At 52.1% G+C, this 24193-nt stretch carries 20 protein-coding genes; 17 read left to right on the top strand and 3 right to left on the bottom strand.

The features are described from left to right. Window positions 1–12 precede the first annotated feature (12 nt). The 5 genes from ACFQ88_RS30690 (at window position 13) to ACFQ88_RS30670 (ending at window position 5873) form a co-directional block, all read left to right on the top strand. Window positions 13–897, top strand: a complete 885-nt coding sequence (locus tag ACFQ88_RS30690) for a carbohydrate ABC transporter permease (RefSeq protein WP_379460317.1) — start codon at window positions 13–15, stop codon at window positions 895–897. A 128-nt stretch (window positions 898–1025) separates the two neighbouring features. Beyond that, window positions 1026–1820, top strand: coding sequence for a sugar phosphate isomerase/epimerase family protein (locus ACFQ88_RS30685; protein WP_379460315.1), 795 nt, complete (start codon window positions 1026–1028; stop codon window positions 1818–1820). 25 nt (window positions 1821–1845) lie between these two features. Continuing rightward, a complete protein-coding gene (locus ACFQ88_RS30680; RefSeq protein WP_379460313.1) occupies window positions 1846–2976 on the top strand; it encodes a Gfo/Idh/MocA family protein in 1131 nt (376 codons plus the stop codon). Between the two features lie 29 nt (window positions 2977–3005). Further along, complete coding sequence (locus ACFQ88_RS30675) at window positions 3006–4220, top strand: MFS transporter (protein ID WP_379460311.1); 1215 nt, start codon at window positions 3006–3008, stop codon at window positions 4218–4220. 144 nt (window positions 4221–4364) lie between these two features. Beyond that, window positions 4365–5873: an ABC transporter substrate-binding protein gene (locus tag ACFQ88_RS30670; protein WP_239634140.1), complete on the top strand. Its 1509-nt coding sequence runs from the start codon at window positions 4365–4367 to the stop codon at window positions 5871–5873. 84 nt (window positions 5874–5957) lie between these two features. On the opposite strand, the gene ACFQ88_RS30665 is transcribed toward ACFQ88_RS30670, so the two are convergent. Together ACFQ88_RS30665 and ACFQ88_RS30660 are read right to left on the bottom strand one after the other, a co-directional pair. Continuing rightward, window positions 5958–6680, bottom strand: a complete 723-nt coding sequence (locus tag ACFQ88_RS30665) for a response regulator (RefSeq protein WP_239634141.1) — start codon at window positions 6678–6680, stop codon at window positions 5958–5960. Further along, the gene (locus ACFQ88_RS30660) at window positions 6670–8289 is read right to left on the bottom strand and encodes an ATP-binding protein (RefSeq protein ID WP_379460308.1); all 1620 of its coding nucleotides are present in this window, start codon (window positions 8287–8289) and stop codon (window positions 6670–6672) included. The genes ACFQ88_RS30665 and ACFQ88_RS30660 overlap by 11 nt, the downstream gene beginning before the upstream one ends. 237 nt (window positions 8290–8526) lie before the next feature. On the opposite strand from ACFQ88_RS30660, the gene ACFQ88_RS30655 reads away from it, so the two are divergent. The 9 genes from ACFQ88_RS30655 to trxB all read left to right on the top strand — a co-directional run bounded on the left by ACFQ88_RS30655 (window position 8527) and on the right by trxB (window position 19065). Next, a complete protein-coding gene (locus ACFQ88_RS30655) occupies window positions 8527–9579 on the top strand; it encodes a tripartite tricarboxylate transporter substrate binding protein (RefSeq protein ID WP_239634143.1) in 1053 nt (350 codons plus the stop codon). A gap of 14 nt (window positions 9580–9593) precedes the next feature. After that, the gene (locus ACFQ88_RS30650; protein ID WP_379460306.1) at window positions 9594–10058 is read left to right on the top strand and encodes a tripartite tricarboxylate transporter TctB family protein; all 465 of its coding nucleotides are present in this window, start codon (window positions 9594–9596) and stop codon (window positions 10056–10058) included. A gap of 63 nt (window positions 10059–10121) precedes the next feature. Further along, complete coding sequence (locus ACFQ88_RS30645) at window positions 10122–11639, top strand: tripartite tricarboxylate transporter permease (protein ID WP_379460470.1); 1518 nt, start codon at window positions 10122–10124, stop codon at window positions 11637–11639. A gap of 76 nt (window positions 11640–11715) precedes the next feature. Further along, entirely contained in the window at window positions 11716–11955 is a 240-nt protein-coding gene (locus ACFQ88_RS30640) for an HPr family phosphocarrier protein (protein WP_239634146.1), read from the top strand. A 234-nt stretch (window positions 11956–12189) separates the two neighbouring features. Then, window positions 12190–13653 carry a sulfatase family protein gene (locus ACFQ88_RS30635; RefSeq protein WP_379460303.1) on the top strand — a complete coding sequence of 488 codons (1464 nt, stop codon included), beginning with the start codon at window positions 12190–12192 and terminating at the stop codon, window positions 13651–13653. Window positions 13654–13824: 171 nt separating this feature from the next. Next, window positions 13825–15147 (top strand): ABC transporter substrate-binding protein, encoded by a 1323-nt coding sequence (locus ACFQ88_RS30630; RefSeq protein WP_379460301.1) that lies wholly within the window; start codon window positions 13825–13827, stop codon window positions 15145–15147. 82 nt (window positions 15148–15229) lie between these two features. Further along, a complete protein-coding gene (locus ACFQ88_RS30625; RefSeq protein WP_379460299.1) occupies window positions 15230–16150 on the top strand; it encodes an AraC family transcriptional regulator in 921 nt (306 codons plus the stop codon). Between the two features lie 116 nt (window positions 16151–16266). Next, on the top strand, window positions 16267–17982 hold the full coding sequence (locus tag ACFQ88_RS30620; protein WP_379460297.1) for an ABC transporter ATP-binding protein: 1716 nt from the start codon (window positions 16267–16269) through the stop codon (window positions 17980–17982). A 132-nt stretch (window positions 17983–18114) separates the two neighbouring features. Beyond that, window positions 18115–19065 carry a thioredoxin-disulfide reductase gene (gene trxB, locus ACFQ88_RS30615; RefSeq protein ID WP_239634151.1) on the top strand — a complete coding sequence of 317 codons (951 nt, stop codon included), beginning with the start codon at window positions 18115–18117 and terminating at the stop codon, window positions 19063–19065. A gap of 85 nt (window positions 19066–19150) precedes the next feature. On the opposite strand, the gene ACFQ88_RS30610 is transcribed toward trxB, so the two are convergent. After that, the gene (locus ACFQ88_RS30610; RefSeq protein ID WP_379460294.1) at window positions 19151–20344 is read right to left on the bottom strand and encodes a GntR family transcriptional regulator; all 1194 of its coding nucleotides are present in this window, start codon (window positions 20342–20344) and stop codon (window positions 19151–19153) included. Between the two features lie 197 nt (window positions 20345–20541). Between ACFQ88_RS30610 and ACFQ88_RS30605 the strand changes: the two genes are divergently transcribed. From ACFQ88_RS30605 to ACFQ88_RS30595, 3 genes are all read left to right on the top strand, one after another. Beyond that, window positions 20542–21915: a metallophosphoesterase family protein gene (locus ACFQ88_RS30605; protein ID WP_379460292.1), complete on the top strand. Its 1374-nt coding sequence runs from the start codon at window positions 20542–20544 to the stop codon at window positions 21913–21915. Between the two features lie 69 nt (window positions 21916–21984). Further along, a complete protein-coding gene (locus tag ACFQ88_RS30600; RefSeq protein WP_379460290.1) occupies window positions 21985–22722 on the top strand; it encodes an HAD family hydrolase in 738 nt (245 codons plus the stop codon). A 126-nt stretch (window positions 22723–22848) separates the two neighbouring features. Beyond that, complete coding sequence (locus ACFQ88_RS30595) at window positions 22849–24141, top strand: ABC transporter substrate-binding protein (RefSeq protein WP_379460288.1); 1293 nt, start codon at window positions 22849–22851, stop codon at window positions 24139–24141. Window positions 24142–24193: the final 52 nt, after the last annotated feature.

Below are 24193 nucleotides of genomic sequence, written 5' to 3'. Positions count from 1 at the left end.
GGAGGGGAATCCATGAACACAAGCAGGCTGGAGCAGTGGATCTTGCATTTGTCTTTTGGTTTCATTTCCTGTCTATGCCTCATTCCTTTCTTGCTGCTAGTCTCGGCTTCCATTACCGATGAGAATGCCATCATTCAGAACGGATATTCGTTTATTCCCCAAGCCTTCAGCACGGGAAGCTACGAAATGCTGTTTCATGACGCGCGAATGATATTCCATGCATACGGCATTTCCATCCTGGTTACCGTGATCGGTACGATCGCGAGTCTCACCATCATGGCTATGCTGGCTTATCCCATCTCAAGAAGGGAAATGCCGATGCGCCGTGCGATCACCTTTTTCGTATTCTTTACGATGCTGTTCAACGGAGGACTGGTCCCCACCTATTTGATGTATACCAATCTGTTCGCGATCAAAAACACGCTGTTTGCATTAATCGTTCCGGGATTATTGGTAAACGCTTTCTATGTCATTCTGATGAGAACCTTTTTTACCGTATCGATCCCCGCACAGGTAGTGGAGTCGGCTTATATAGACGGAGCGGGGGAGTTCAAAATTTTTTATAAGATCGTGCTGCCGTTATCGCTTCCCGTTCTTGCAACCGTAGGGCTGTTTCAAATCATCAATTATTGGAACGACTGGTTTAACGGATTGATTTATACGACGGATAACCGGTATTACAGCATTCAAGTGCTGCTGAACACGATTCTTTTGAACGTCCAATATTTAATCGACAATGCCCAATATTCCAGTCAAATGGAAGAGGCGGGAGTCATCCCGACACAAGGCGTGCGGCTCGCTATTGCGGTAGTCGGCGTAATCCCGATCTTGATTGCTTACCCGTTCTTTCAACGATTTTTCATCAAAGGCTTGACGGTTGGAGCTGTAAAAGGGTAAAGGCCAACGTAATGGATCTTCCCTTGAAAGGGGGTGATGCAAGAACACGGAACATGCGAATCATGCTGTGTGCTGGCTGGCTTGAAGGCTGTGAACTATTCTAATTACTTTACGGAGGGATAGCGACAATGAAAATAAGTATAGGCGGCTTTTCATTCTTCAACATGATGAGAGCGGGCAAAATGGATACGTTCGGCTATTTGGAATCGTCCAAGTACAGGTATCATCTGGATACGGTTGATTTATGGAACGGGACCTTTGCGGAAACGAGCCAAGACATATTTAAACTACCTGACGAATCCTACATCCAAAAGGTCCGCGAAGCGCTGGATGAAAAAGAGATGACGGTCATCAACCTGGCCGTTGACGGAGCCCACCTGTGGGACGCTGACCCGGAAAAGCGGAGCATGCTGTACGGGAATGCCGTCGCTTATCTCGGCATCGCCTCCAAGCTTGGGGCCAAATCGGTGCGGGTCGATGCCGGCGACAAGCAATCCGTTCCGTTAACCGAGGAGCAGTTCGAATATACCGTGACGAAATACCAGGATTATTGCCGGCGTGCGGCAGAGCTCGGGCTGGTGGTCGGACCGGAGAACCATATGGGCTCCTCGCAAAGCCCGCATTACTTGAAGCGGGTTGCGGAAGCGATCGATCAGCCGAACTTTGGCATCCTGCTGCATATGGGCCGCTGGTCGGAGGATGCGGAGATGGGCGACGGTCTGGTTGCTCCTTGGGTGTACCACACTCACTTTGACGGGAAAACGGTAGGATCGGAGCAAGCGGAGCAAAGGGTGAGAACGCTGCTCGACGCCGGATATGACGGCTATTGGGGGATTGAATACAATGCGCCCGACAATCAATATACCGAGATGGAATGGGCCATTGCTTCGGTCAAAAGGATTTTGCAGAAAGTGAATAAGTAACTCTTAATAAGGGAGAGATGTTCACATGGGGAGAAAAGTAAGGATTGGAATCGTCGGCGCAGGATTGATCGGCAAGGCGCACTTAAGAAATTACGCTAAAATTGCGGATGCCGAGGTTGTAGCCGTGTGTGACGTGAATGAACGGGAAGCTCAAAATGTAGCGGAGCAATTTCAAGTCCCGCATGTGTATTCCGACTTTAAGGAATTGCTGAAGCGCGACGATATCGAAGCGATCGACGTTTGCCTGCACAACAATTTGCATGCTCCGGTAACCGTGGCGGCCTTGCAGGCAGGGAAGGACGTCTATTGCGAAAAGCCGATAGCCGGCACCTATTACGATGGAACCGTTATGCTCGACATGGCCGCACAATGCGGGAAGAACCTACATATTCAGCTCGGGACGCTGTACCGGAAAGAGACCAAGGCGGCCAAAGCGCTGATCGACGGCGGCATGCTGGGGAAGCTGTACCATGCCCGCGCTACCGGACACCGCCGCAGAGGCCGACCGTTCATTGACGGCTATGGGACCCCGGCGTTCTTGAACCAAGAGATTGCCGCAGGCGGGGCGCTGATCGACATGGGCGTCTACCATATTGCGCAGATGCTGTATTTGCTCGATACCCCCAAAGTCGAGAGAATCTCGGGCAAAGGATACCGTGAAATGGAAGTGGACGCTAAGCGTGCACAGCAGGCGGAATTCAATGTGGAGGAGCTCGGCCTTGGCTTCGTGAAATTTGCCGGAGGGGCAACGATGGACGTTTGCGAGGCGTGGAGCATTCACTTGGGAAGCATAGAGGGCTGCAGCGTCGTCGGGACGAAAGGCGGCATCCGGATGCCCGCCTACTCGGATCAGGCCGTACTGGCTCCTTTCAGCTACCATACGACAGCTTGCGATATCGACTTGAATTGCACGGTGAATTTGGACGAAATGGACGGCCGATGGAACCAGCTGAAAGAGAACTACGATGCCTATGCTTCCTCCCAGCATCACTGGATTGCTGCATTGCAAGGCCGGGTGGAATTGCTTCCAACCGCTCATATCGCTCTTCAGACAATGCTGATCAGCGAGGGCATTTATTTATCGGATCGGCTGGGGCGCGAAGTCAGCTTCGATGAGATTATGGAGCATTCCCGCTCGACGGCGATTCCATTGTAATTTAATCCCGAAGGAGGGATGTGCATCCAATGGCAGCTCCTGCAGCAGGCGCTAATGCTCAATCGTTAGCCACCTTGAAGAGATTTAACTTTTTTCTGTATGGCACCATTGCTATCTTGTCGTCGTTCTTTCCGCTTTATTTCCAGGAAATCGGACTTAGCAAAATAGAGATCGGCATGGTCATGGCCGGAGGTCCGTTCATCTCCATTTTCGCGAATCCGTTCTGGGGCTATTGGAGCGACCGGCTGCAAAATGTCCGCAAAATACTGATGATGCTGTTAATCGGCAATCTTCTATTTACCATTATTGTCTTTCAGGTCAGGGATTATGCCGTCATCTTCATGCTGATGCTCGTTTTCTTCTTCTTTAACAGCCCGACGTTTTCGCAGAGCAACAGCTTGATCCTGAACGCGATTGAAGGAACGAAATACAAATTCGGTGCGTTCCGTTTATGGGGATCGCTGGGATGGGCGATTATCGCCGTGCTGGCGGGTCCGGTCATCAGCCGGATGGGCATCTTGAATTTGTGGATATTGTACGGTGCGATGATGCTTGTCTCGCTTCTGTTCACCGCCGGATTGCCTAGAGGAAACATAGGGACTCCGAAACCGAAAGCGGAGAGGCAAAGCTATTGGAAAGTGATGTTCTCAAGTAAAATCTTCTTCGTCTTCGTCGTGTTAGGCGTATTGATATCCGTGCCCAATTCGATCAATCAGACGTTCGTTTCGCTGTATATCGCCAATCTGGGAGGCTCGAAGGAGCTGATCGGCTGGTCGGTCTTTTTATCCGCCATCTTCGAGATTCCCGTCTTCCTGCTGTTCGATAAGTTTTTGAAGAAATCGACCCGGGTCATGTTCGGCTGTCTGGCGGCCATCAGCGTATTATTCGTCATCCGCTGGCTGCTGATGTCCGTGGTCGGCGGGCCGGTGCACATCGTGTTCATTCAAATCTTGCACTGTATAACCTTCGGCGGCTATTACTATCTGGGCACCAGCTTATCGGCGCATCTGATCCCCGGCGAATACCGGGCGACAGGCCAGGCCATCTATGCCTTGACATGGGGCGGTATATCGGGAATTATCGCCGGCTTGGTCGGCGGGTGGATGTTCGATCAGCTCGGGCCGAGAACGTTGTATGAGATTTGCACCATCATTTCCATCGTCGGTGTGCTGGGCTTCCTGATCATGTGGCTTCGGGTGAGGAGATCGGAATTGGAACCGGAGCCTAAGCCGAAATCGGCCTAAAAAGCGTTCCGCAGTATTTCGCGGGTACCGGCCGTTTATTATGACCGGTATCCGTCGAACTTATAACAGCTCAAGCGGTCAAAGGATAAAGCTCTATTCAGTTCTAGCCTGATAACTTAACCAAACCGATCAGGAGGTCGTTATATGATCAAAAGAATGTGTTATCCTTTGTTGGCAATCCTGCTGACAGCCAGCATCCTTATTGCAGGCTGCAGCGATTCAGGTGCTCCTGCGGGGAAAACCGCGACGGAACCGGGCGGCAGCGCGCTTGCTCCTTATGAGCTTTCCATCTTGTTTTACGGGAGCAACCAGAAGGATCTGAAGCTGGTGGAGGAGGAAATAAGCAAGATTACGAAGCAGAAGATCAATGCCACGGTGAAGCTGAACCGGATCGAGCCCGCAGCCTGGGAGCAGCAAAGAATTCTTATGCTCGCCGGCAACGAGAAGGTGGACCTGCTCTTTACCGGAGAGAAGGAGTTTGTGACGGAGGTTACGCAAAGACAGCTGCTGCCTTTGGACGATCTGCTGAAGAAGCACGGGCAGGATATTATTAAAGCTTTCGAGCCGGAAGTGCTGGCAGCCTCGAAGATTAACGGCAAAACTTATGCCGTACCGAGTATAAGGGATTTTGCATCCTACTCCGGTATGCTTGTCCGGACGGATTTGTTAACCAAGTACAACCTGGATGTCAGCAAGGTAAAAACGCTCGATGATATGGACCCCATATTCGATACGATCAAGAAAAATGAACCGAACGTGACCGTCCTCGGCAAGGCGAGTGCCGGAGCCTCCATTGCTTATACGCCCATCATCACAACCGTCGATACCCTCGGCGATTCCATAGGCGTACTGTCCAGCCTCGACAATCTCAAAGTGGTCAATATGTACGAAACCCCCGAATATATCAAATTGGTCAAAACGATGCGGCGATGGTTTAATGCCGGGTATATCGCCAAGGATGCGGCCACAAGCACGCAAACCGGAAGAGACTATATTCAGGCCAACGTTGGCTTCGCCGTAATGAGCAAAGGCAAGCCCGGAATCAATACCCAAACCTCGCAGCGGATCGGCGTGCCTTTGACGGACGTTCGGTTTTCCCAGCCGAAGACGGATACGGTAGCCATCACCAACGCGATGTTCGGTATCTCCGCCAATACGAAGGATCAGGACCGGGCGATGATGATGCTGAACCTGATGTATTCGGATAAAGACATCGTCAATTTGCTCCATTGGGGAATCGAAGGGAAGCATTATGTGAAAAATGCGAACCAAACGATCGATTTTCCGCCCGGAGTCGACGCTTCCAAAAGCGGCTATAATTTGCGGCAGGGGTGGATGTTCGGCAATCAGCTGCTGTCCTACCCGTGGGCGACCGACGATCCGCAAATTTGGTCGCAGATGGCCGAGTTCAACAAAGGCTCCAAGAAATCCGCTGCGCTAGGATTCATGTACAATCCCGATCCGGTGAAAACCGAAATCGCAGCCATTAACAACGTTGTTAAGCAGTATGCGATGGGCTTGGAAACCGGGACGTCGGATCCTGACGAAAATTTGCCCAAATTTAACGCCGCTCTTAAGGCGGCCGGCATTGATAAAGTCATTGCCGAGAAGCAGAAGCAGCTGGACGAGTGGGCGAAAACGAACAAAAAGTAAACATGCCAAACAGGAACTTTCGGCGAAGGAGAGGCGAAAGTTCCTGTCTGTGTGACGGCATAGGCTCCGCTTCCGGGCTCCTTTTCACGTCTGCTTTTTGTTCCGGTATACCCGCTCAGGCCTCCCGACGACGCCGTAGGACAGATCGGCATAAACGTCGCCGAGGCTGACCAAATGCTCCAAGTAGCGGCGGCCCGTTGACCGGCTTACGCCGATAAGCTTCGCGATCTGGTCGGCTGTCAAACCGTCGCCGGCATTGGAGATGGCTTGAACGACCTTGACCAGCGTCAGCTTGTCGATCCCTTTGGGCAAATAAGGCTCTTCAGGGCCTGATTCCTTCTTCATCGTCCCTGAAAGCAGCCGGTCTACGTCGCTTTGATTCAAGCTTCCTCTGTCATTGAGGCGGGTCATCTCGCGACGAAATTCCAGATACCGGAGCAGCGTCTCCTGCATCCGGTCGAATACGAGCGGCTTCATAATGTAGTCGAACGCCCCGCCGCGTACGGCTTCGCGAATGGGGTCGGCTTCCTTGGCCGCCGTGATCATAATGACGTCGGTCTCTTTGTATTGCTGGCGGATGAAGCGGAGAATGTCCAAGCCGTTGGCGTTGGGCAAGTAAATGTCGAGCAGCACCAGATCCGGCTTGAAAATATCGAGCTGTTCTTTGGCCTGCGCTTCGTCGGTAGCGATGCCGATAACCTGGAAGCCCTCGACCTTTTCGATAAAGCGCCGGTTAATCTCCGCAATCCGGCTATCATCCTCTACGATGAGCACTTCCACGGCAGGCATCCTGCGGTTATCCTCCATCCGGGTTGCCCCCTTCCATATTTTTCGGAATCGCAACGGTAAATATCGTTCCCCCGACCGGGCTGTTATGAAATGTAATGTACCCGTTCAATTTGCGTACGGCATGCAGCACAAGCGCAAGACCGATGCCGCGATGCTCGCCTTCCTTGGTAGAGAAGCCTTTCTCGAATACGGCGTTCCGGGCTTCCTCCGGAATACCGACGCCGGTATCCTCGCATTCAATGATTAAATCTTCCCCCAGATCGGTCAAAAATAGCACGACGCTTTTCACTTCTTTATCGCGGCATGCCAGAACGGCATCCATCGCATTATCGATCAAATTGCCGATGATCGTTACTAGCAAGTTCCGGTCAATCGTATCCGGAATATCGCGAAACGAGCTTTGCGGATCGATCTCGAAGGAGAGCTTCAGCTCCTGGGCGTGATTATATTTGCCTATCAGCAGTCCGCCGATCATCGGATCGGGAATGTCGCGCATAATGAACTGCACGAAATTTTGATGCACATCGACTTCGCGGGATATGAGCTCAACCGCCTCCTGGTACGATTCAAGCTGGATTAGCCCCGAGATCACATACAGCTTGTTGGAAAACTCATGCGTCTGCGCTCGCAGCGCTTCCGCAAACCGCTTGACCTGGGACAGCTCTTCGGCCAGCCGGTACAGCTCGGACTTGCTCCGGAAGCTTGAGACGGCGCCGGTAACGCGGGAGTTTCTATCAACGACAGGCACCCGGTTGACCACTACTTCATGATCGCCCAGCAGCATTTCGCGGTCGACCTCCGCTTGACCGGTCCGAACGACTTCGTTCAATCGCGTATTGGGGATCAGCTCTTCGATATGCCGCCCGGTAATCGTAGCGTCTTCAGGCAGCTGCAGCAGCTGCAGCGCATAGCGGTTGGCCATCGTAATCATTCCTTGCCGGTCTACGGCGATAATGCCTTCGTGGATCGATTCGAGAATCGCTTTTTTCTCCGTATAAAGAGCGCCTATCTCCTCAGGCTCAAGACCGTGGATGGAGCGCCGCACATTGCGCGCAATCAACGTCGCGCCGGCCATGCCTACGGCAAGGGCGATGAGCGAGACCCACTCGATTTGCGATTGATATTGTTCGGTGATCAAATCGATATCCTCGGTAAGAAAGCCGACGGAAATAATGCCGACGACCTCGCCCTGATTACCGAATACGGGAGCTTTGCCGCGCAAGGAAGGACCCATGGAGCCGATCGCCCTGGAGATGATGGACCTTCCTTCCAGCACCGGCCCGTTATCGCCCCCGACCATTTCCTTGCCGATGCGATCGGGGAGGGGATGGGCATACCGTATGCCTTCCCGGTTGCCGACGACGATAAACTCGGCGTCGATTGTCTCGCGGACGCTTTCGGCAATCGGTTGAATGATAGCGGAAGGGTCCGGCTGATAAAAGGCTTGGCGAATTTCGGGCATGCCGGCTATCGTCTCGGCGACTTTCAGCGCTCGGGTGCCGATCTGATCTTCAAGGACGGACGACATGACGTAATTGAAGATGCCTCCGATGCTGGCGATGACAAGGGCAAGAAGCGTACATATGATCAAAATCAGCTTGGTTTGCAATCGAAGCTTTAGCCGCATCCACAGGTGCCTCCTTGCCAAAAGATGAGTTACATCATTGTAACATAAAGCGCTGTCATTTTGAGTTCCGACCGGCGCAGCGTGCCGTGAACAATATGAACAAAATGCCCGTAAAGGCGTTATTACATTTAATTTTGTTAAACTTTCCTATTCCTTATTCCGGTGTTATTCTGAAAGCGCTTCAAAGAAAGCGTATACAAAAATGAATGGAATGACCATTATAACGGAGGGGTTCTCATGATAAACAATGTATGGAAGGCATCCTGTAAAGTAACGGCAATCAGCGTGCTGGCGCTCAGTCTGGCGGCATGCGGCAGCGGCGGCAACAGCGCCAAGCCGGCGGCCGGAGGCGATAAAGGCGGTTCGGCGCAATCCAAATATCCGGAAAGAGCGATCAGCCTTATAGCGCCTTCAGGAGCAGGTGGCGGCTGGGATATGACAGCCCGTACGGTAGCCAAGGTGCTGACCGAGACGAAAGCCGTAGAGAAGCCTATTACGGTAGAGAACAAACCGGGCGGCGGCGGCGCCGTATTCATGGCCGAATACGCGAACAAGGATACGAAAGACAACTACAAGCTGTTCGTCAACTCGCCTCCGATTCTCATTAACAACCTGAAGAAGGAAGGAAACACACCGTTCGGTTACAAGGATACCACTCCGCTGGCTCAATTAACCAAAGATTACGGCGCCATCGCCGTAGCGGCCAATTCCAAATACAACGATCTGAAATCGCTCTTGAACGATATGAAGGCGGATCCAACGAAGCTGACCGTAGCAGGAGGCTCCGCGCCGGGCTCCATGGACCATCTGGTATCCATTTTACCGGCATTCAAATACGGCATCGATCCGAAAAAAGTAAAGTACTTGTCTTATGACGGAGGCGGCGAGGCGATCACGGCGCTGCTTGGCGGCAATGCCGATGTAATCGGAACCGATGCATCGTCGCTTGATCAATACGTGAAAGCAGGCAAGATCAAAGTGCTTGCCGTAGCCGCACCCCAGCGTCTTGGCGGCAGCATGAAGGACGTTCCTACGATGAAGGAGCAGGGAGTCGACGCCGAGTTTCTGATCTGGCGCGGTGTTTTCGGTCCCAAAGAAATGAGCGCCGACGCCAAAAAGTTCTGGGACGAAGCTTTGAAGAAAATGGTCGATTCCGAGCAATGGAAAAAAGAAGTGCAGGCGAACAACTGGGAGACCGATTACAAGAAATCGGACGATTTCAAAGCGTACCTGGCGGCACAAGAAACGCAAGTTAAAGACATCTTGACGGCACTGGGCATGCAGAAATAAGGAGATGGTAAGGAATGAATAAAACGTTCGACCGTTATTCCGGCATCGTATTCTTCGCCATCGGCATAGCGTTCGTGTTCGGGAGCAGGAGCATCTCGACCAGCGCTTACGGCAGTAACGTAGGAGCCAACATCTTTCCGATGATTCTCGGCTCCTTCCTCGCTCTCTTGAGCTTGCGGCTTATTTATGAGACATTTCGCAATCAGCAGAAAGAAGCCAGGAAAAAGCAGCAGCTGGATTACAAACGCTTCGGCATTATTTTCACGGCGGCGGTATTATATGCTTTGCTGCTGGAGCCTATCGGCTTCGTTCTATCAACCTTTCTATTCTTGATGGTCGGCTTCCAAACAATGCAGAGAGGAAGAATGATCATCTCGCTAGTGATTTCCGCTGCATTTTCCTTGGGGGTCTACTATTTGTACGTTCACGTGCTGGACGGCTCTCTTCCCGGCTTTCCGGAATGGCTGGGCCTTTCGTAGATTGAAGACAGCTTTTGGCTTGGCTTAAGCAAAAGCTTGCAGGAGGTTATTATTGTGAACACAATGGAATATTTACTTCATGGATTAGGCACAGCGATGCAATGGCAAAACCTCATCTTTGTGTTCGTAGGCGTGCTGATCGGGACCGTAGTCGGGGTACTGCCGGGCATCGGGCCGATGAGCGGCGTCGCCTTGCTGATACCCATCACGGCGACGATGACGAGCGGCTTGAGTCCCGAGGAAGCGGCAACCAGCTCCATCATCTTGTTGGCCGGCGTTTATTACGGCGCGATGTACGGCGGCTCGACGACATCGATTTTGCTTAACACGCCAGGAGAATCCTCATCCGTCGTCACGACGCTGGACGGTTACCAAATGGCCAAACAAGGCAGGGCGGGAGCCGCGTTATCGATTTCGGCCATCGGCTCGTTCGCAGCGGGGATCGTATCGCTGGCGGGGTTGATTTTTCTCGCCCGCCCGTTGTCGGCCGTCGCTATCAAATTCGGGCCCGCCGAATATTTCTCGCTGATGGTGCTGGGTCTGCTGGCTATCAGCGGCCTTGCCGGCAAGTCGATGGTCAAAGCTTTAATGATGACCGCGTTCGGATTGCTGCTCGCGACGATCGGGATCGACAGCGTATCGGGCGTCGAGCGGTTTACATTCGGCTTGCCCGAGCTGTATCAGGGGCTGGAGTTTCTGACGATTGCCGTCGGTATGTTTGCTGTAGGCGAAGTGTTCAAGACGATCCTGGAGCGGGAAAGCAACGACGGAGAAATCGCCAAGATCCATCGCATATTGCCGACGAAGAAGGACTTGAAGGACAGCGCGGCGCCTATCGCGAGAGGCTCGGTGCTCGGGTTCTTCATCGGCCTTCTGCCTGGAGCAGGCGCGATTCTGGCCTCCTTTTTCGCTTACATTGTCGAGAAGAAAATTAGCAAAAATCCCGAGAAGTTCGGTAAGGGCGCCATTGAGGGCGTCGCGTCTCCGGAATCGGCCAACAATGCCGCATCCGGCGGCGCCATGATTCCCCTGCTTAGCCTAGGCATCCCATCCTCGGGGACGACGGCGATCTTGATGGGTGCGTTCATCATGTACAACGTGCAGCCGGGTCCGCTCTTGTTCACGGATCATCCGCAGCTCGCATGGGGCGTTATTGCAAGTATGTTTGTCGGCAACCTGATGCTGCTTATTCTAAACATGCCGCTGGTCAAATTGTTCGCCAAAGTGATCGAAACGCCGACCAAATATTTGATTCCGCTGATTATTGTGTTCTCGGTGTTCGGCGTGTATGCCGTGCAGTATTCGACCTTTGACCTGCTTCTGATCATGGGCTGCGGCATTATCGGCTATTTTCTGGCGAAGAACGATTATCCGCTCGCACCGCTGGTGCTGGGGCTTATCCTGGGACCGATGATGGAAAACAACATGAGACGCGCGCTCACGATTTCCAACGGGGATTTCATGATTTTTCTGCAAAAGCCGGTTTCCCTCGTGTTTCTGATCATCGGGCTGCTATGGGTCACGATTCCGCTCATACTGAAGATGAGAGGCAAACATGTTCTCGTCAATGAAGAAGGCTAATCGTTGGCTGAACCCAATATGGTGGTGTAAGCGTAAGCGTAAGAGCCATACCTAGGCAAGCAAAGGAGGGAAGCATATGGGCGGAATGCCGACCAAGGCTATCGTTGAAATTAACCAGACGGCCAACCGGTTTCAGTCCAGTATCGTGATCAAAATCGGGGAGCGGGCCATTGACGTCAAGAGTATCCTTGGCCTAAGCATCACGCTGCTCGGCAACCAGCAGTATGAGCTCGAAATTCACGGGCAAGACGATGCGGAAGCGAAGCAAGCCATGGCCGAAGTGTTTCAAAAGCATGATTTGTCCGTTATCGTATAATCGGCGGATGCAACAGGTCCGGCAGGAGCGCTGCTCTTGCCGGGCTTTTTTGCGTTTGCGGAGGGGACTTGCATGCAAAAGGCGAGCTTTTGCCTCTTCTAGTCAAATCGTAAGATTTGTCAAAAAAATCAACGGCGGCGTCATGGGCTCCAAGGTGCGTGCATGCTATGATTTTGTTACATATGGAAGCGTTAGTTCAACAAGGGAACAAAAACGGATCGCAGGAGGATGGTCATGACAAGCGTAACCGACAAGAAGAAACAGCCGAATCTTATTTATATTCTGGCCGACGATATGGGCTACGGCGATATTAGCTGCTTGAACGAAAATTCCAAAATCAAGACCCCTCACCTGGATCAAATGGGCCGGGAAGGGATGATCTGCACCGACGGTCACTCAAGCTCCGCAGTCTGCACACCGTCCCGCTACAGCATTATGACGGGGAGATATAACTGGCGCTCCGCCTTGAAGAAGGGCGTCACGAACGGTTACTCCCGCCCGCTCATCGAGGAGGGCCGGATGACGGTAGCCTCGATGCTGAAGCAGGAAGGCTATCATACATCGATTGTCGGCAAATGGCATTTGGGACTGGAATGGACGAAAAACGGCGAAGAGCCGCAAGATGTCGATTACAGCAAGCCTATTACGAACGGGCCGGTCACTCACGGCTTCGATTATTATTACGGCATCAGCGCATCTCTCGATATGCCGCCGTACGTGTACATCGAGAATGACCGTGCAACGTCCTTGCCGAACCGCATCACACGCGGGGAAGAGGAGATGGCTTTTTGGAGGGAAGGACCGACAGGGGAGGACTTCCAGCATGAGGAGGTGCTCCCGCGCTGCACGGAGAAAGTGCTGGAGCTGATCGAGAACGCCGGGGATTCCCCGTTCTTCATTTATTTCCCGCTGCCGGCGCCGCATACGCCGATTTTGCCGTCGGCCGAGTTCGAGGGCAAATCGGGGACGAACCGGTACGGCGATTTCGTCCTCATGTGCGACGATGTCGTCGGACAAATTGTGCGGAAGCTGGAGGAGCGCGGTCTATCCGACAATACGATCGTCGTCTTCACGAGCGACAACGGCTGCTCTCCGAAGGCGAATTATCCGGAGCTCGCTCAGCTCGGGCATAATCCGAGCTATGTGTTCCGCGGGCAGAAGGCGGACATTTACGAGGGAGGCCACCGCGTTCCGCTGCTGGTGAAATGGCCCGATCGCATCAAGGCGGGCTCCGTATCAAGCGAGCCGGTATGCTTGGTCGACCTTATGGCCACGATGGCGGATTTGCTGGGGGTAGAATTACCCGAGCATGCGGGCGAAGACAGCATCAGCAATGCGCCGGTTTGGCTGGGCGAAGCAATTACAGGCCCGCTCAGGGAAGCTATTGTGCATCATTCCATTGACGGATCGTTCTCTATCCGCAAAGGGGACTGGAAGCTTGAGCTGTGTCCGGGCTCCGGAGGATGGAGCAGCCCGAGACCGGGGCAGGAGCCGGAAGGGTCTCCGCGGATCCAGTTGTACGATTTGTCCCGGGACATCGGCGAAACGGAGAACGTATACGACCGCCATCCGGAAGTGGTCAAAGAGCTGACTGTACTGCTTTCCTCATATGTTCGGAATGGCCGGAGCACCCGGGGGGCTGTCCGTTCGAACGCCGGCGGAGCGGAGTGGGAGCAAGGGCTCGATTGGATGCGGTAAAGCTATCATATTTGGAAACGGAATGACAGGCTGCATAGATCAGCCGTATAAACAATTTTCATAGAATAATTTGCACCGGCTGCAGATTGCTACCAGACTACTGGAGACTTCTACCTACAAGGTTGTTAGTCTCTTTTTTTTCTCTAAACCGTATTGAAGGGGAGATATCTTATGAAAAACAAAACTCGTTATACAGCTGCGACAGCCGTATTGCTGCTGCTGCTTCAGGGCTGCAGCTCGGGCAAGGAGGCGGCAGCGATTGAAGAGCAGAAGGGGGAGCAGCAAGCGGAAAGCAAGGAACCGGTCACGCTGACACTATTCGTCCAAGCTTCCTCGGCCAATTTTACCGAGAAGGATTTTCAAACGTTTGTCGGCGATCCCGTTGCCAAGAAATATCCCCATATTACGATCACTTATGTTCCGAAGGGGCAGGGAAGCCAGCTGAACGATCTGATCACGGCAGGGCAGACGCCGGACATTATTTACGGATCGCTCGGCGATTTGACCGGGCTGAAGAAGATGAATTTGCTAAGCGATCTTGCTCCGCTGATTAAGAGTCACCGATTCGATCTGGGGCGCCTGGATCCCGATGCGCTGGATAATGTCAAAGCGAACAGTCCGGACGGGCAAATCTCGTTCATGCCCCACACGATCAACGGTGCGGCGTTATACTACAATAAGGACCTGTTCGACCGGTTCGGAGTCGGGTATCCGAAGGACGGGATGACATGGGACGAAGTGCTCGATCTTACCCGCCAGATGAGCAGAACCGACAATGGGGCACAGTACCGCGGGTTTGGCATGGATCAGTCGTTCTTCATTCAAAACAACCAGCTGTCCCTTCCATTTGCCGATCCGGCGACTAAAAAAGCTGTGGTTAACCGCGACGGCTGGTTCCAATGGTTTACGACGATGAAGCGGTTTTATGAAATCGACAACAATAAGGTAGACGATACGACCAAGCTCAGCAATGCCGCGTTCTTGAAGGATAAAACAACGGCGATGTGGGCAGGTTCCAACCTGCTGAATGTGCTGCCTGAGGCGATGGCGGGCGGGCTTCAATGGGATATGGTGACGCTGCCTTCTTTTCGCGAAGCGCCCGGGGTCGGGATCCAGCTGAACGCGCCGTTCTATTCGATCTCTCCGACCAGCAAGCATAAGGATGAGGCGTTCCAGGTTATCGAGGTGCTGCTGTCCGATGAAGTACAGCTGGTCCAGACGAAGCTCGGGAAGATGACGACGCTGAAAAATCAGGATATCCGCAGCCGGTTCGCGAGCGACCTCTCCTTTACAAGCGGTAAAAATGTGAAGGCCATGTTTGCAGCCAAAGCTGCCAAACCGATGCAGCCAAGCTATTACGATGCTTCGGTTCGAAGTGTCGTCAGCGCCAAGTTCGGCGAGGTGATGAAAGGGGCCAAAGACGTCAATACCGCACTCCGGGAAGCGGAGGATGAGGGCAATAAAGTCATTCAGGAGCTGGCAACCGCCGAATAGAGCCGGTCTTGCGGCATACTCGAAGAAGGGCGATTGCTGTATAATAGTGCTGTTGCCATAAACAGCGTAAAGGAGGACCGGCATGTTCACGTTGAAGGATGAATCGTTTTATATTGACTATTTGCGCTTCAGAATACGATGGATTCGCAGCATGCCGAAGACGGCCGACTATTCCGTGCATCGGATGAGCTTTCCTTATACGTTGTTCTGGCTTGTAATGGAAGGACCGATTGCTATGGTCATTCAAGGTGAAGAGCATTCAGTCGCGGCAGGGAGTCTGATCGTGCTCCCTCCCAATACGACGTTCAGCCTGCTGCCGCGCCAAGGGGAGCGGACGATCCGTTACTTGTCGCTGTGTGCCGATCTCAAGATCGGTAATTCCGATCTGGTTACGGTGTATGGGCTTCCAACGGTGTCGAACGCAGCTTCTTCCTCAGAAGGTTATGAGCAGCTGGTCCAGCTATGGATGGCCGCACTGGAGTCCTTCGATCAGCTGGGTGAGCTCATCACGGAAGAAGGTCCGTCGCCCGGCTCCGGCCCCCAGCACACCTATATCATCAATACGGGCATTTCAGCACAATTCTTGGGGCTGCAGGGCCTGTTATACCAATGGCTTCAGCAATTGTTGACCGTCATGCGGGATCGGCTTCCTAAGGAGCCGGTCCGTCTGGAGGAGCGGGTCATGAAGGTTTGCGACTATGTCCGCCATCATATCAGCCGTCCTTTAAATCTGCAGGAGCTGGCGGAGCATGTCTTTTTGAGTCCAAGCCATCTCAGCTATTTGTTTATGCAAACGATGGGGATGCCGCCCATGGAATATGTCAGGGGGGTCAAGATCCAGACGGCCAAAACGCTGTTAATGGACTCTGTGTATACGATAAAAGAAATCGCCGAGAAGGTCGGCTATGGGGAGCAAAGCCAGCTGAGCCGCGCCTTCCATCAGGCGGAGGGAATGAGTCCGTCGCGTTACCGGCAGATGATTCAAAACTCCTCCACCCTGTAAACTCTCCAATATGGATTGCCAAATATTGTGATGAGCAGTAAGATGTACACAGAACAGGCTGACCGTACTTCATGAGGGATTGCAACCAAATCTGTGTATAGAAATGAGGGTGCTCGATGCTAAAACGATTCTTTTCCTATTATCGCCCTTACAAGGGCTTATTTGTGCTGGATTTCAGCTGCGCGGTTATCGCGGGCATTCTCGAGCTCGGCTTTCCGCTCGCCGTGAACCAGTTCGTGGATAAACTGCTGCCAGGCAAAGACTGGTCGCTGATTACATGGGCTTGCATAGCATTGCTGGGCGTGTATGTGCTGAATACGGCGCTGCAATACATCGTTACTTACTGGGGTCATATGCTTGGCATCAATATCGAGACGGATATGCGCAAAAAGCTGTTCGATCATATCCAGAAGCTGTCGTTCCGGTTTTTTGACAATAACAAGACCGGCCATCTCATGACCCGAATCACGAACGATCTGAACGAAATCGGGGAAATCGCGCATCATGGACCCGAGGATGTGTTTATTGCCATTATGACGCTGATCGGCGCGTTCATCCTGATGCTGTCCATCCATGTCAAGCTGGCGATCTTAACGTTCATCGTTATCCCTCTGATGGCGTGGTTCGCAATATTTTTCAGCAAAAAAATGACCCGAACCTATGAACGGCTGTTCGGCGACGTAGCGGAATTCAATTCGCGCGTCGAAAACAACATCGGCGGCATCCGCGTCGTTCAAGCTTTTACCAACGAGGAATATGAAAAGGAACTGTTCAAAGGGACAAATAAGCAGTACCGTCTCACCAAGCTGCTTGCTTACAAATTAATGGCGAAAAGCATGTCCATCACCTATATGATGATGCGCTTGGTATCGCTGTTCGTGATGATTTGCGGGACGTGGTTCGTCATCCGCCAGGAGCTGACCTACGGGGAATTCGTCGGTTTCCTGCTGCTGTCCAACGTGTTCTTCCGTCCGATTGAGAAAATCAATGCCGTTATCGAGAGCTACCCGAAAGGAATCGCCGGGTTCAAACGGTATATTTCCATTATGGATACCGAGCCGGATGTAGCCGATGCGCCGGATGCGGTGAAGGTCGACAAGCTGAAGGGAGATATCCAGTTCCATTCCGTTACGTTCGGATACGACGAGCAGAAGAACATTTTGAACCGTCTGAGCCTGTCCATCAAGGCGGGGCAAACGGTCGCTTTCGTAGGGCCGTCCGGAGCCGGGAAGACGACGATCTGCAGCTTGCTGCCGCGCTTTTACGACAGCACCGAGGGCACCATTACGATTGACGGCATGGATATACGCCGGATGACGCTGCAGTCGCTGCGCAGCCAGATCGGGATTGTCCAGCAGGACGTCTATTTGTTCGAAGGGACAATCAGGCAAAACATCGCGTACGGCAAGCTCGAAGCCAGTAACGAGGAAATATGGGAAGCCGCGCGGCGGGCGCAGCTGGAGGAATTTATCTTGAAGCAGCCTGACGGTATGAATACGCTGATCGGGGAGAGGGGAGTCAAGCTGTCCGGCGGTCAGAAGCAGCGGCTCGCGATAGCCCGAATGTTTCTGAAAAATCCGCCGATCCTCATCCTGGACGAAGCGACGTCGGCGCTGGACACGGCTACGGAGGTAGCGATCCAGGAATCGCTGGCCGAGCTGTCTGCAGGGCGGACTACGCTGGTCATTGCGCATCGTCTTGCGACCATCAAGAACGCAGACCGCATCGTCGTGGTGACGGAGGACGGCGTCGCCGAGGAAGGGCCTCACCGCGAGCTGGTCACTGCCGGCGGCATCTACAGCCGACTGCACGAAGCGCAGTTCGGCAGGTAAAATCTTCATCAAATCTTCATGAAATATTCATTATTCCTTCATTACGAGATTTACGCTGACTGGTATGATACTACTATACTTTTCAAGTGCAATTTTTGATTAGCAGCTATGTTTTCATAAGGAGTGATAACTATGTATAAATCCGTTATTATAGGCACAGGCCCTGCCGGGCTGACTGCAGCTATTTACTTGGCAAGAGCCAACCTGAAGCCGCTCGTTATCGAAGGTCCGGAGCCTGGCGGCCAGCTTACGACAACGACCGAAGTCGAGAACTTCCCGGGATTTCCGGAAGGTATTCTGGGACCGGAATTGATGGATAATATGCGTAAGCAAGCCGAGCGATTCGGTGCGGAATTCCGTACGGGCTGGGTGAACAAAGCCGACTTGTCCAAGCGTCCGTTCACGTTATCCGTAGAGGGAATTGGCGAAATTCAGACGGAGACGGTCATCGTTTCCACCGGCGCTTCCGCCAAATACTTGGGCATTCCGGGCGAAAGAGACAATGTCGGCCGCGGTGTCAGCACTTGCGCGACCTGCGACGGCTTCTTCTTCCGCAACAAAAAAATCATCGTTGTCGGCGGCGGAGACTCCGCAATGGAAGAAGCGAACTTCCTGACTCGTTTTGCGTCTGAAGTGGTGCTGGTGAACCGCCGTACCGAGCTTCGCGCTTCGAAGATCATGCAGGACCGCGCTCGCGCCAACGAGAAAATCAGCTGGCAGCTGAACAAAACTCCGTTGGAGGTTTTGGCGGGAGACAGAGGCATTACCGGCCTGAAAGTTAAAAACAACGAGACCGGTGAGGAAGAGGTTATCGAAACCGACGGCTTGTTCGTCGCAATCGGTCACACCCCGAACACCAAATTCCTGGACGGTCAGCTCACTACCGACGACCACGGGTATTTGCTGGTGAATCCGGGCACAACGGAAACGAACATTCCGGGCGTCTTCGCTTGCGGCGACGTACAAGATAGCCGTTACCGTCAGGCGATCAGCGCTGCGGGAACCGGATGCATGGCGGCATTGGATACGGAACGCTTCCTGGAAGCGAACGAGATCGAGCATGCCGAAGCGGCATCGAAATAACAATCGCTATAACATATAATGACGGATTGCCTAATCCGTTCAGAAATACAAGCTTGATGGGAAGGGACGATAGGTCCCTTCTCGGTCAAGCTTTTTCTATTTTTATCGCAGAGGATGCTTCTTCGCTTGCCATGCTGCACGGATTTACCGGAGCAGTCGAGGCCCTTACGATCAATCGGGTCGGGACGACGACCTTTCTGCGTTTCTGCCGGGGATTTTCCATAATGGAGACAAGCAGCTTCACGGCCTCTCGGCCCACACTGTACTCTTCTTGGCTTACGCAGGTTGGAGGAACGGCAGTAAAGCTGGAGAGCTCATAATCATCCAAGAAAACAACGGACAAGTCTTCGGGAATACGGATAGACATTTCTTTGACCGCTTCCATTAACGTCAGCCCGACAGCGGTATTTACTGCCAGCAGAGCGGTAATATCGGGGTTATTGCGCAAAAATAACTTTATTTGCTCCTTGCTGTCCGTATCTCCCATGCCTTCCGTATAGATCATATTAACTTTTTTTCGGTCCAGATTCATAAGCCGCATATGCCGGTCGATGAGGATGCTGTGCTCGAACAAACCTCTCTCATAGCCGTTAAGCCGATCCTCTATGCTCGTTGTGCCTTCCGGCTTGGTGGATACGAAGCCGATCCGGCGATGGCCGAGCTGGATCAAGTGGCTGCAAGCATCAAAGGCGCCTTCTGAATGGTCCGAGCTTACATAGTTGGTTTCGACGCCTTTTAAATAGCGGTCGACGACAACGACTGGAAATCCGTTCAAAATAAGCTTTAAAATCTCTTCATTGTAAGTTTGCCCATGGGACGGATAGATGATAACACCTTTGACATGAAGCTGGACCATTCTTGTCATCAATTCCTTTTCCGCCTCCTGGGAATCGCCCGTCTCGCTAAACAGGAGATGGTAGCCTTCTTCAGCCAGCTGATTTTCAATGCCGTTCAATAAACGCGCCGTAAACCGGTTGTCCAGCCGCGGCATCAGATAAGCGACAAGCCGTCCTGACGGAGAGGAGCTGTAGACCGGGACTTCACCGGACTTGTCCTTCGCAACGAAGGAGCCTTTTCCCTGGATACGGTAAATAATCCCCTCTTCCATAAGAGCTGACAGTGCGTTCTTAATCGTAATTCTGCTGACGCGAAATCGGGCGGCCAACTCATTCTCGGACGGAATCCGCTCGTCGGGCAGCCAGCTCATCCGGATAATGTTATCCAGCACATATTCCCGAATTTGCTTATAAAGCGGTGTGCGTCCCGGTTGTTTACTCATGACAGCCTCCAGACATAACAATAATACAACTTACTCCTTACCTAAACCGAAGTGTGTTTACAAAATATTAACAATGGAATTCCTATATAACAATTGACTGCCATCTCTTATAAAACATATACTTGTTCGTAATTGCAAAGAAAGAATAGCACAAATATTACAAATAATCAACTTGATAATCAAAGGGAGATGGCAGCGTGAATTCATTTCGTTTTGTAGTTATGGGAGATTTGCATTATGTGCAGGCTGAGTCGCATCAAGAGGTATTTAACGGCCGCGCGAAAGGCATTACGGAATTCGCGGATGTTACCCGGAATTTGTGGATGACGCACAACGTGACCCCGGAGATTATATCCGCTATAGCCGCACGAAAGCCGGATTTTATCATTCAAACCGGGGATATCATTCAAGGCCACTGCGACAACGAAGAGAGCGGTCTGCGCGAGATGAAGGAAGCGATGGAGCTGCTGGAGGGCTTAAAGGCACCGTTATTCTTCGCACTCGGTACCCATGACGGAGTTGTCGGCCGACGCGAGGAGCGGCAGGTCCGGCAGTTCGTATACCCTGCCATTGGAAAGGCATTAGGGACGTCTCCTTTAACGAAAGGCTATTACGCGTTTGAAAAAGCAGGTTCTTTGTTTCTTGTGCTCGATTATACAACCTTTGTAAAAAACGATGAGCAAGCTCAATTTATTCAGGATACTTTTGCCAAGTCTGCACAGTATGAGCATGTGTTCCTGTTCGCCCACCCGCCGCTCATATGCGTGGGAAGGCCTTTTTTCACTCACTACGATTTTGTCCAAACCGTTCTCGGGCAAATCGCCAAGTTCGAGGTCGACGCCTATTTTTGCGGGCATACGCACAATCAGGTTTCGACGCTGCATCGGATAGGCAATCATTGGCTGCCTCAGCTGAAAAGCTCGGTGCTGGGTTATCCTGACCGCCCGCCTGTTCCTTTGAGTGACGTTCGTCCGATTTTACCGGATCCGGCGGATATGGAATACGGTTGGGGCTATCTCGAAGACTCCGCACCCGGATGGTGGGAAATCACGGTGAACGGACCGTCCGTTCAAGCGGATTGGCATGTGCTGCGGCAGGGAGTACAAGGGCAGCTTTGCTGGCGAAGAGGGGAAAAGGCGACGTTTACCCGGAAGCCTTCGTTCTCCACGACATCAGGACAGCCGCTGCCTGCGCTGAACGATATCCGGAGGGTGCAGCTTAGAGCGGCAGGCACCAACTGCAAAGCTCCGAACGGCTACCGAGTCTCTCTTAACGGAATGGAAATCGGAGCGCTGCCGCGTCTTGAGTATTTCGACAGCCGTCAATCGATGGAGATTCGGCCGGAGTTTTGGCCGTTGCTCGCCTCTGTAAACGATCTATCTGTTACAATAGAGGATGAACCGATGTGCATCGGAGGGTTTGTCCTGGAGGTGGAGACGGCCAGCGGCTTTATCCGCAGTACCGTATCCGATTATTACGCCAATACGGACAAGTGGGATCATTGGGGGAAGCATCCGGTGGAGAAAATAGCTGCTCCATCAACCGGCAGGTTCGAGCTGAAGTTCGGTTAACTTTTCGTAGGGTGACGCATAGGGATTCTTATGCTGCCCGAATATTTTTGGACATGGGGAGAGAGTGGAGTGGCATACAAATTGATCGCGCTGGATATGGACGGAACGCTGTTGAACAAGGAAAAGCAAATTTCGGAGCAAAATCGAAAATGGATACAGGCAGCCATAGAAGCGGGAATCCACGTTACACTGGCGACGGGCAGACCGTTTAGGGATGCGGTCGTGTATGCCCGGCAGCTGAACCTGCGATCGCCGCTTATCATTAATAACGGCAGCGAGGTATGGTCATTGCCCGAGACGCTTCATACTAGATGTGAGCTGGATCCGCAGCTTGTGAACCGGATTCTGTCGGAGCTGCTTACCGAGTACGGCGAGAAGGTAGATTTCTGGGCGCATACCGTGGAGCAGCGAATAGACCGAAGCAATGTGCCGGAAAATACGGCTTCGCTTCGCTGGCTTCAATTCGCCGTTCGCAGCTCGGATGCGGTGGTATTGGCGGAAATCCGCAGTACGCTGGAATCGTGGAACGCATTCGAAATAAGCAACTCGCATATTACGAATATCGAATGCAATGCGCTCGGGGTTAGTAAAGCAAGCGGCTTGCTGGAAGCATGCAATAGGCTCGGTATCGATATGTCGGAAGTCATAGCGGTCGGCGACAGCTTGAACGATATTCCAATGATAAGGGCGGCAGGCTTAGGTGTGGCGATGGGGAACGCTCAGGATGAAGTGAAGCTGGCGGCGGATGTTATCGCACCGTCGAACCATGAAGACGGGGTAGCCCATATTATCCAGACATATATATGACAAATAGACAACTTGGATACAGATTTAATGCAGGTTTAACAAATGAACAAGTTGTATTTTATACTTTCCCGTTACTATTCAATTATTAGGCCAGTCCAATAAGCGAATAGAAAGGGAGTTACAACTTTGAAAACACGTGTAGTTTATGGTTTCGCTGCTCTCATGATTTTGCTGTCGTCTACTGCTTGCGGTCAAACGGAACCCGCACCCGACAATCAAGCGAGTGCTCCAAAGACGCCTGAACCGGTTGTTTTGACGGTGTATCAGCAAGCGGAAATCAGCGATGAAGATTTTCAATTGTTGTTCGTTGAGCCGGTGAAGAAGAAGTATCCGTATATCGATCTGAAGCTCGTTCGACTGGATAAAGGCGTCACCCTGGATAATCTGGTGATTTCCGGCGAGGTTCCCGATATATTGACACCCCCGCATTCCGGCGTACTGGAATTAAGTCAGAAAGATATATTGTTCGATATCGCTCCGTTAGTGAAACAAGCTAATTTGGATTTGAACCGCTTCGATCCCGTAACGATTGACGCCGTAAGGTCGGATAAAGGTGAGCTTTGGGCGCTCCCATACGCCATGCAGTTTAATGCGCTGTATTACAATAAAGATCTGTTTGATAAGTTCGGCGTCGAATATCCTAAGGACGGCATGACATGGGACGAGGCTATTGAGCTCGGCAAGAAAATGATCCGAAATGAAGGCGGGATCCAATATCGCGGATTGGATCCGGTGAGCAGCTATATATTGAGCTTCCCGTTCTCACTGACTTACGTGGATGCCAAGACTAACAAAGCAAGCTTCAATAACGAGCAATGGAAAAAGGTGCTTGAGCTTACCCAGAGCATTCTGACGATTCCGGGGAATGAACTGAAAAGTACCGAACCAGGCGCGGCGACCCAAGGCAACCTGTTTATTAAAGAAAAAAATGTAGCGATGCTCGCATCGACGAATTTAATGGCTCAAATCGGGAGCGCGGCTAGCGGGATCAACTGGGATATTGCTCAGTATCCGAGCTATAAGGAAAAGCCCAATATTTCAGGCAAGCTGGATACTCATAATCTGGCCATATCCAAAACGAGCAAGCATAAAGAGGAAGCTGTTAAAGTACTGGAAGTAGTAACATCGGACGAGGTTCAGCTGCTTAGCGCCAGAAAAACGGCAAGAATGTCTCCGCTGAAAAACCCGGAAATGCAAAAGCAATTTGGAGCCGAGGTGCCGTATTTGCAAGGCAAAAACATACAGGCAATATTCAAAAGCACCGTGTCGCCTGGTCCGATTTACTCGCCTTTTGAGGTCGACGGCAAGAAGATCGCGCAAGCGAAGGTAAGAGAGCTCTTGGCAGGCAATGTCGATATCAACACAGCTCTGAGACAGGCGGATGAAGAAATCAATAAAATGCTGGAAACAAAAAAATAACTTGCCTTGCGATCAATTTGTTTCATAGATAAGTTGACAAGCATGGCTGTAA

Origin of the sequence: Paenibacillus sp. NPDC056579 (assembly GCF_042793215.1) — a bacterium.
Lineage (GTDB): Bacteria > Bacillota > Bacilli > Paenibacillales > NBRC-103111 > Paenibacillus_S.
The sequence above is the reverse complement of the archived record's forward strand: the minus strand, read 5'-3'. Positions and strand labels throughout refer to the sequence as shown.

What these genes read in the sequence shown, in the direction of transcription:
- ACFQ88_RS30690 (WP_379460317.1), top strand. Translation starts at nt 13, where the DNA reads ATGAACACAAGCAGGCTGGAGCAGTGGATCTTGCATTTGTCTTTTGGT.
- ACFQ88_RS30685 (WP_379460315.1), top strand. Translation starts at nt 1,026, where the DNA reads ATGAAAATAAGTATAGGCGGCTTTTCATTCTTCAACATGATGAGAGCG.
- ACFQ88_RS30680 (WP_379460313.1), top strand. Translation starts at nt 1,846, where the DNA reads ATGGGGAGAAAAGTAAGGATTGGAATCGTCGGCGCAGGATTGATCGGC.
- ACFQ88_RS30675 (WP_379460311.1), top strand. Translation starts at nt 3,006, where the DNA reads ATGGCAGCTCCTGCAGCAGGCGCTAATGCTCAATCGTTAGCCACCTTG.
- ACFQ88_RS30670 (WP_239634140.1), top strand. Translation starts at nt 4,365, where the DNA reads ATGATCAAAAGAATGTGTTATCCTTTGTTGGCAATCCTGCTGACAGCC.
- ACFQ88_RS30665 (WP_239634141.1), bottom strand. Translation starts at nt 6,680, where the DNA reads ATGGAGGATAACCGCAGGATGCCTGCCGTGGAAGTGCTCATCGTAGAG.
- ACFQ88_RS30660 (WP_379460308.1), bottom strand. Translation starts at nt 8,289, where the DNA reads ATGCGGCTAAAGCTTCGATTGCAAACCAAGCTGATTTTGATCATATGT.
- ACFQ88_RS30655 (WP_239634143.1), top strand. Translation starts at nt 8,527, where the DNA reads ATGATAAACAATGTATGGAAGGCATCCTGTAAAGTAACGGCAATCAGC.
- ACFQ88_RS30650 (WP_379460306.1), top strand. Translation starts at nt 9,594, where the DNA reads ATGAATAAAACGTTCGACCGTTATTCCGGCATCGTATTCTTCGCCATC.
- ACFQ88_RS30645 (WP_379460470.1), top strand. Translation starts at nt 10,122, where the DNA reads ATGGAATATTTACTTCATGGATTAGGCACAGCGATGCAATGGCAAAAC.
- ACFQ88_RS30640 (WP_239634146.1), top strand. Translation starts at nt 11,716, where the DNA reads ATGGGCGGAATGCCGACCAAGGCTATCGTTGAAATTAACCAGACGGCC.
- ACFQ88_RS30635 (WP_379460303.1), top strand. Translation starts at nt 12,190, where the DNA reads ATGACAAGCGTAACCGACAAGAAGAAACAGCCGAATCTTATTTATATT.
- ACFQ88_RS30630 (WP_379460301.1), top strand. Translation starts at nt 13,825, where the DNA reads ATGAAAAACAAAACTCGTTATACAGCTGCGACAGCCGTATTGCTGCTG.
- ACFQ88_RS30625 (WP_379460299.1), top strand. Translation starts at nt 15,230, where the DNA reads ATGTTCACGTTGAAGGATGAATCGTTTTATATTGACTATTTGCGCTTC.
- ACFQ88_RS30620 (WP_379460297.1), top strand. Translation starts at nt 16,267, where the DNA reads ATGCTAAAACGATTCTTTTCCTATTATCGCCCTTACAAGGGCTTATTT.
- trxB (WP_239634151.1), top strand. Translation starts at nt 18,115, where the DNA reads ATGTATAAATCCGTTATTATAGGCACAGGCCCTGCCGGGCTGACTGCA.
- ACFQ88_RS30610 (WP_379460294.1), bottom strand. Translation starts at nt 20,344, where the DNA reads ATGAGTAAACAACCGGGACGCACACCGCTTTATAAGCAAATTCGGGAA.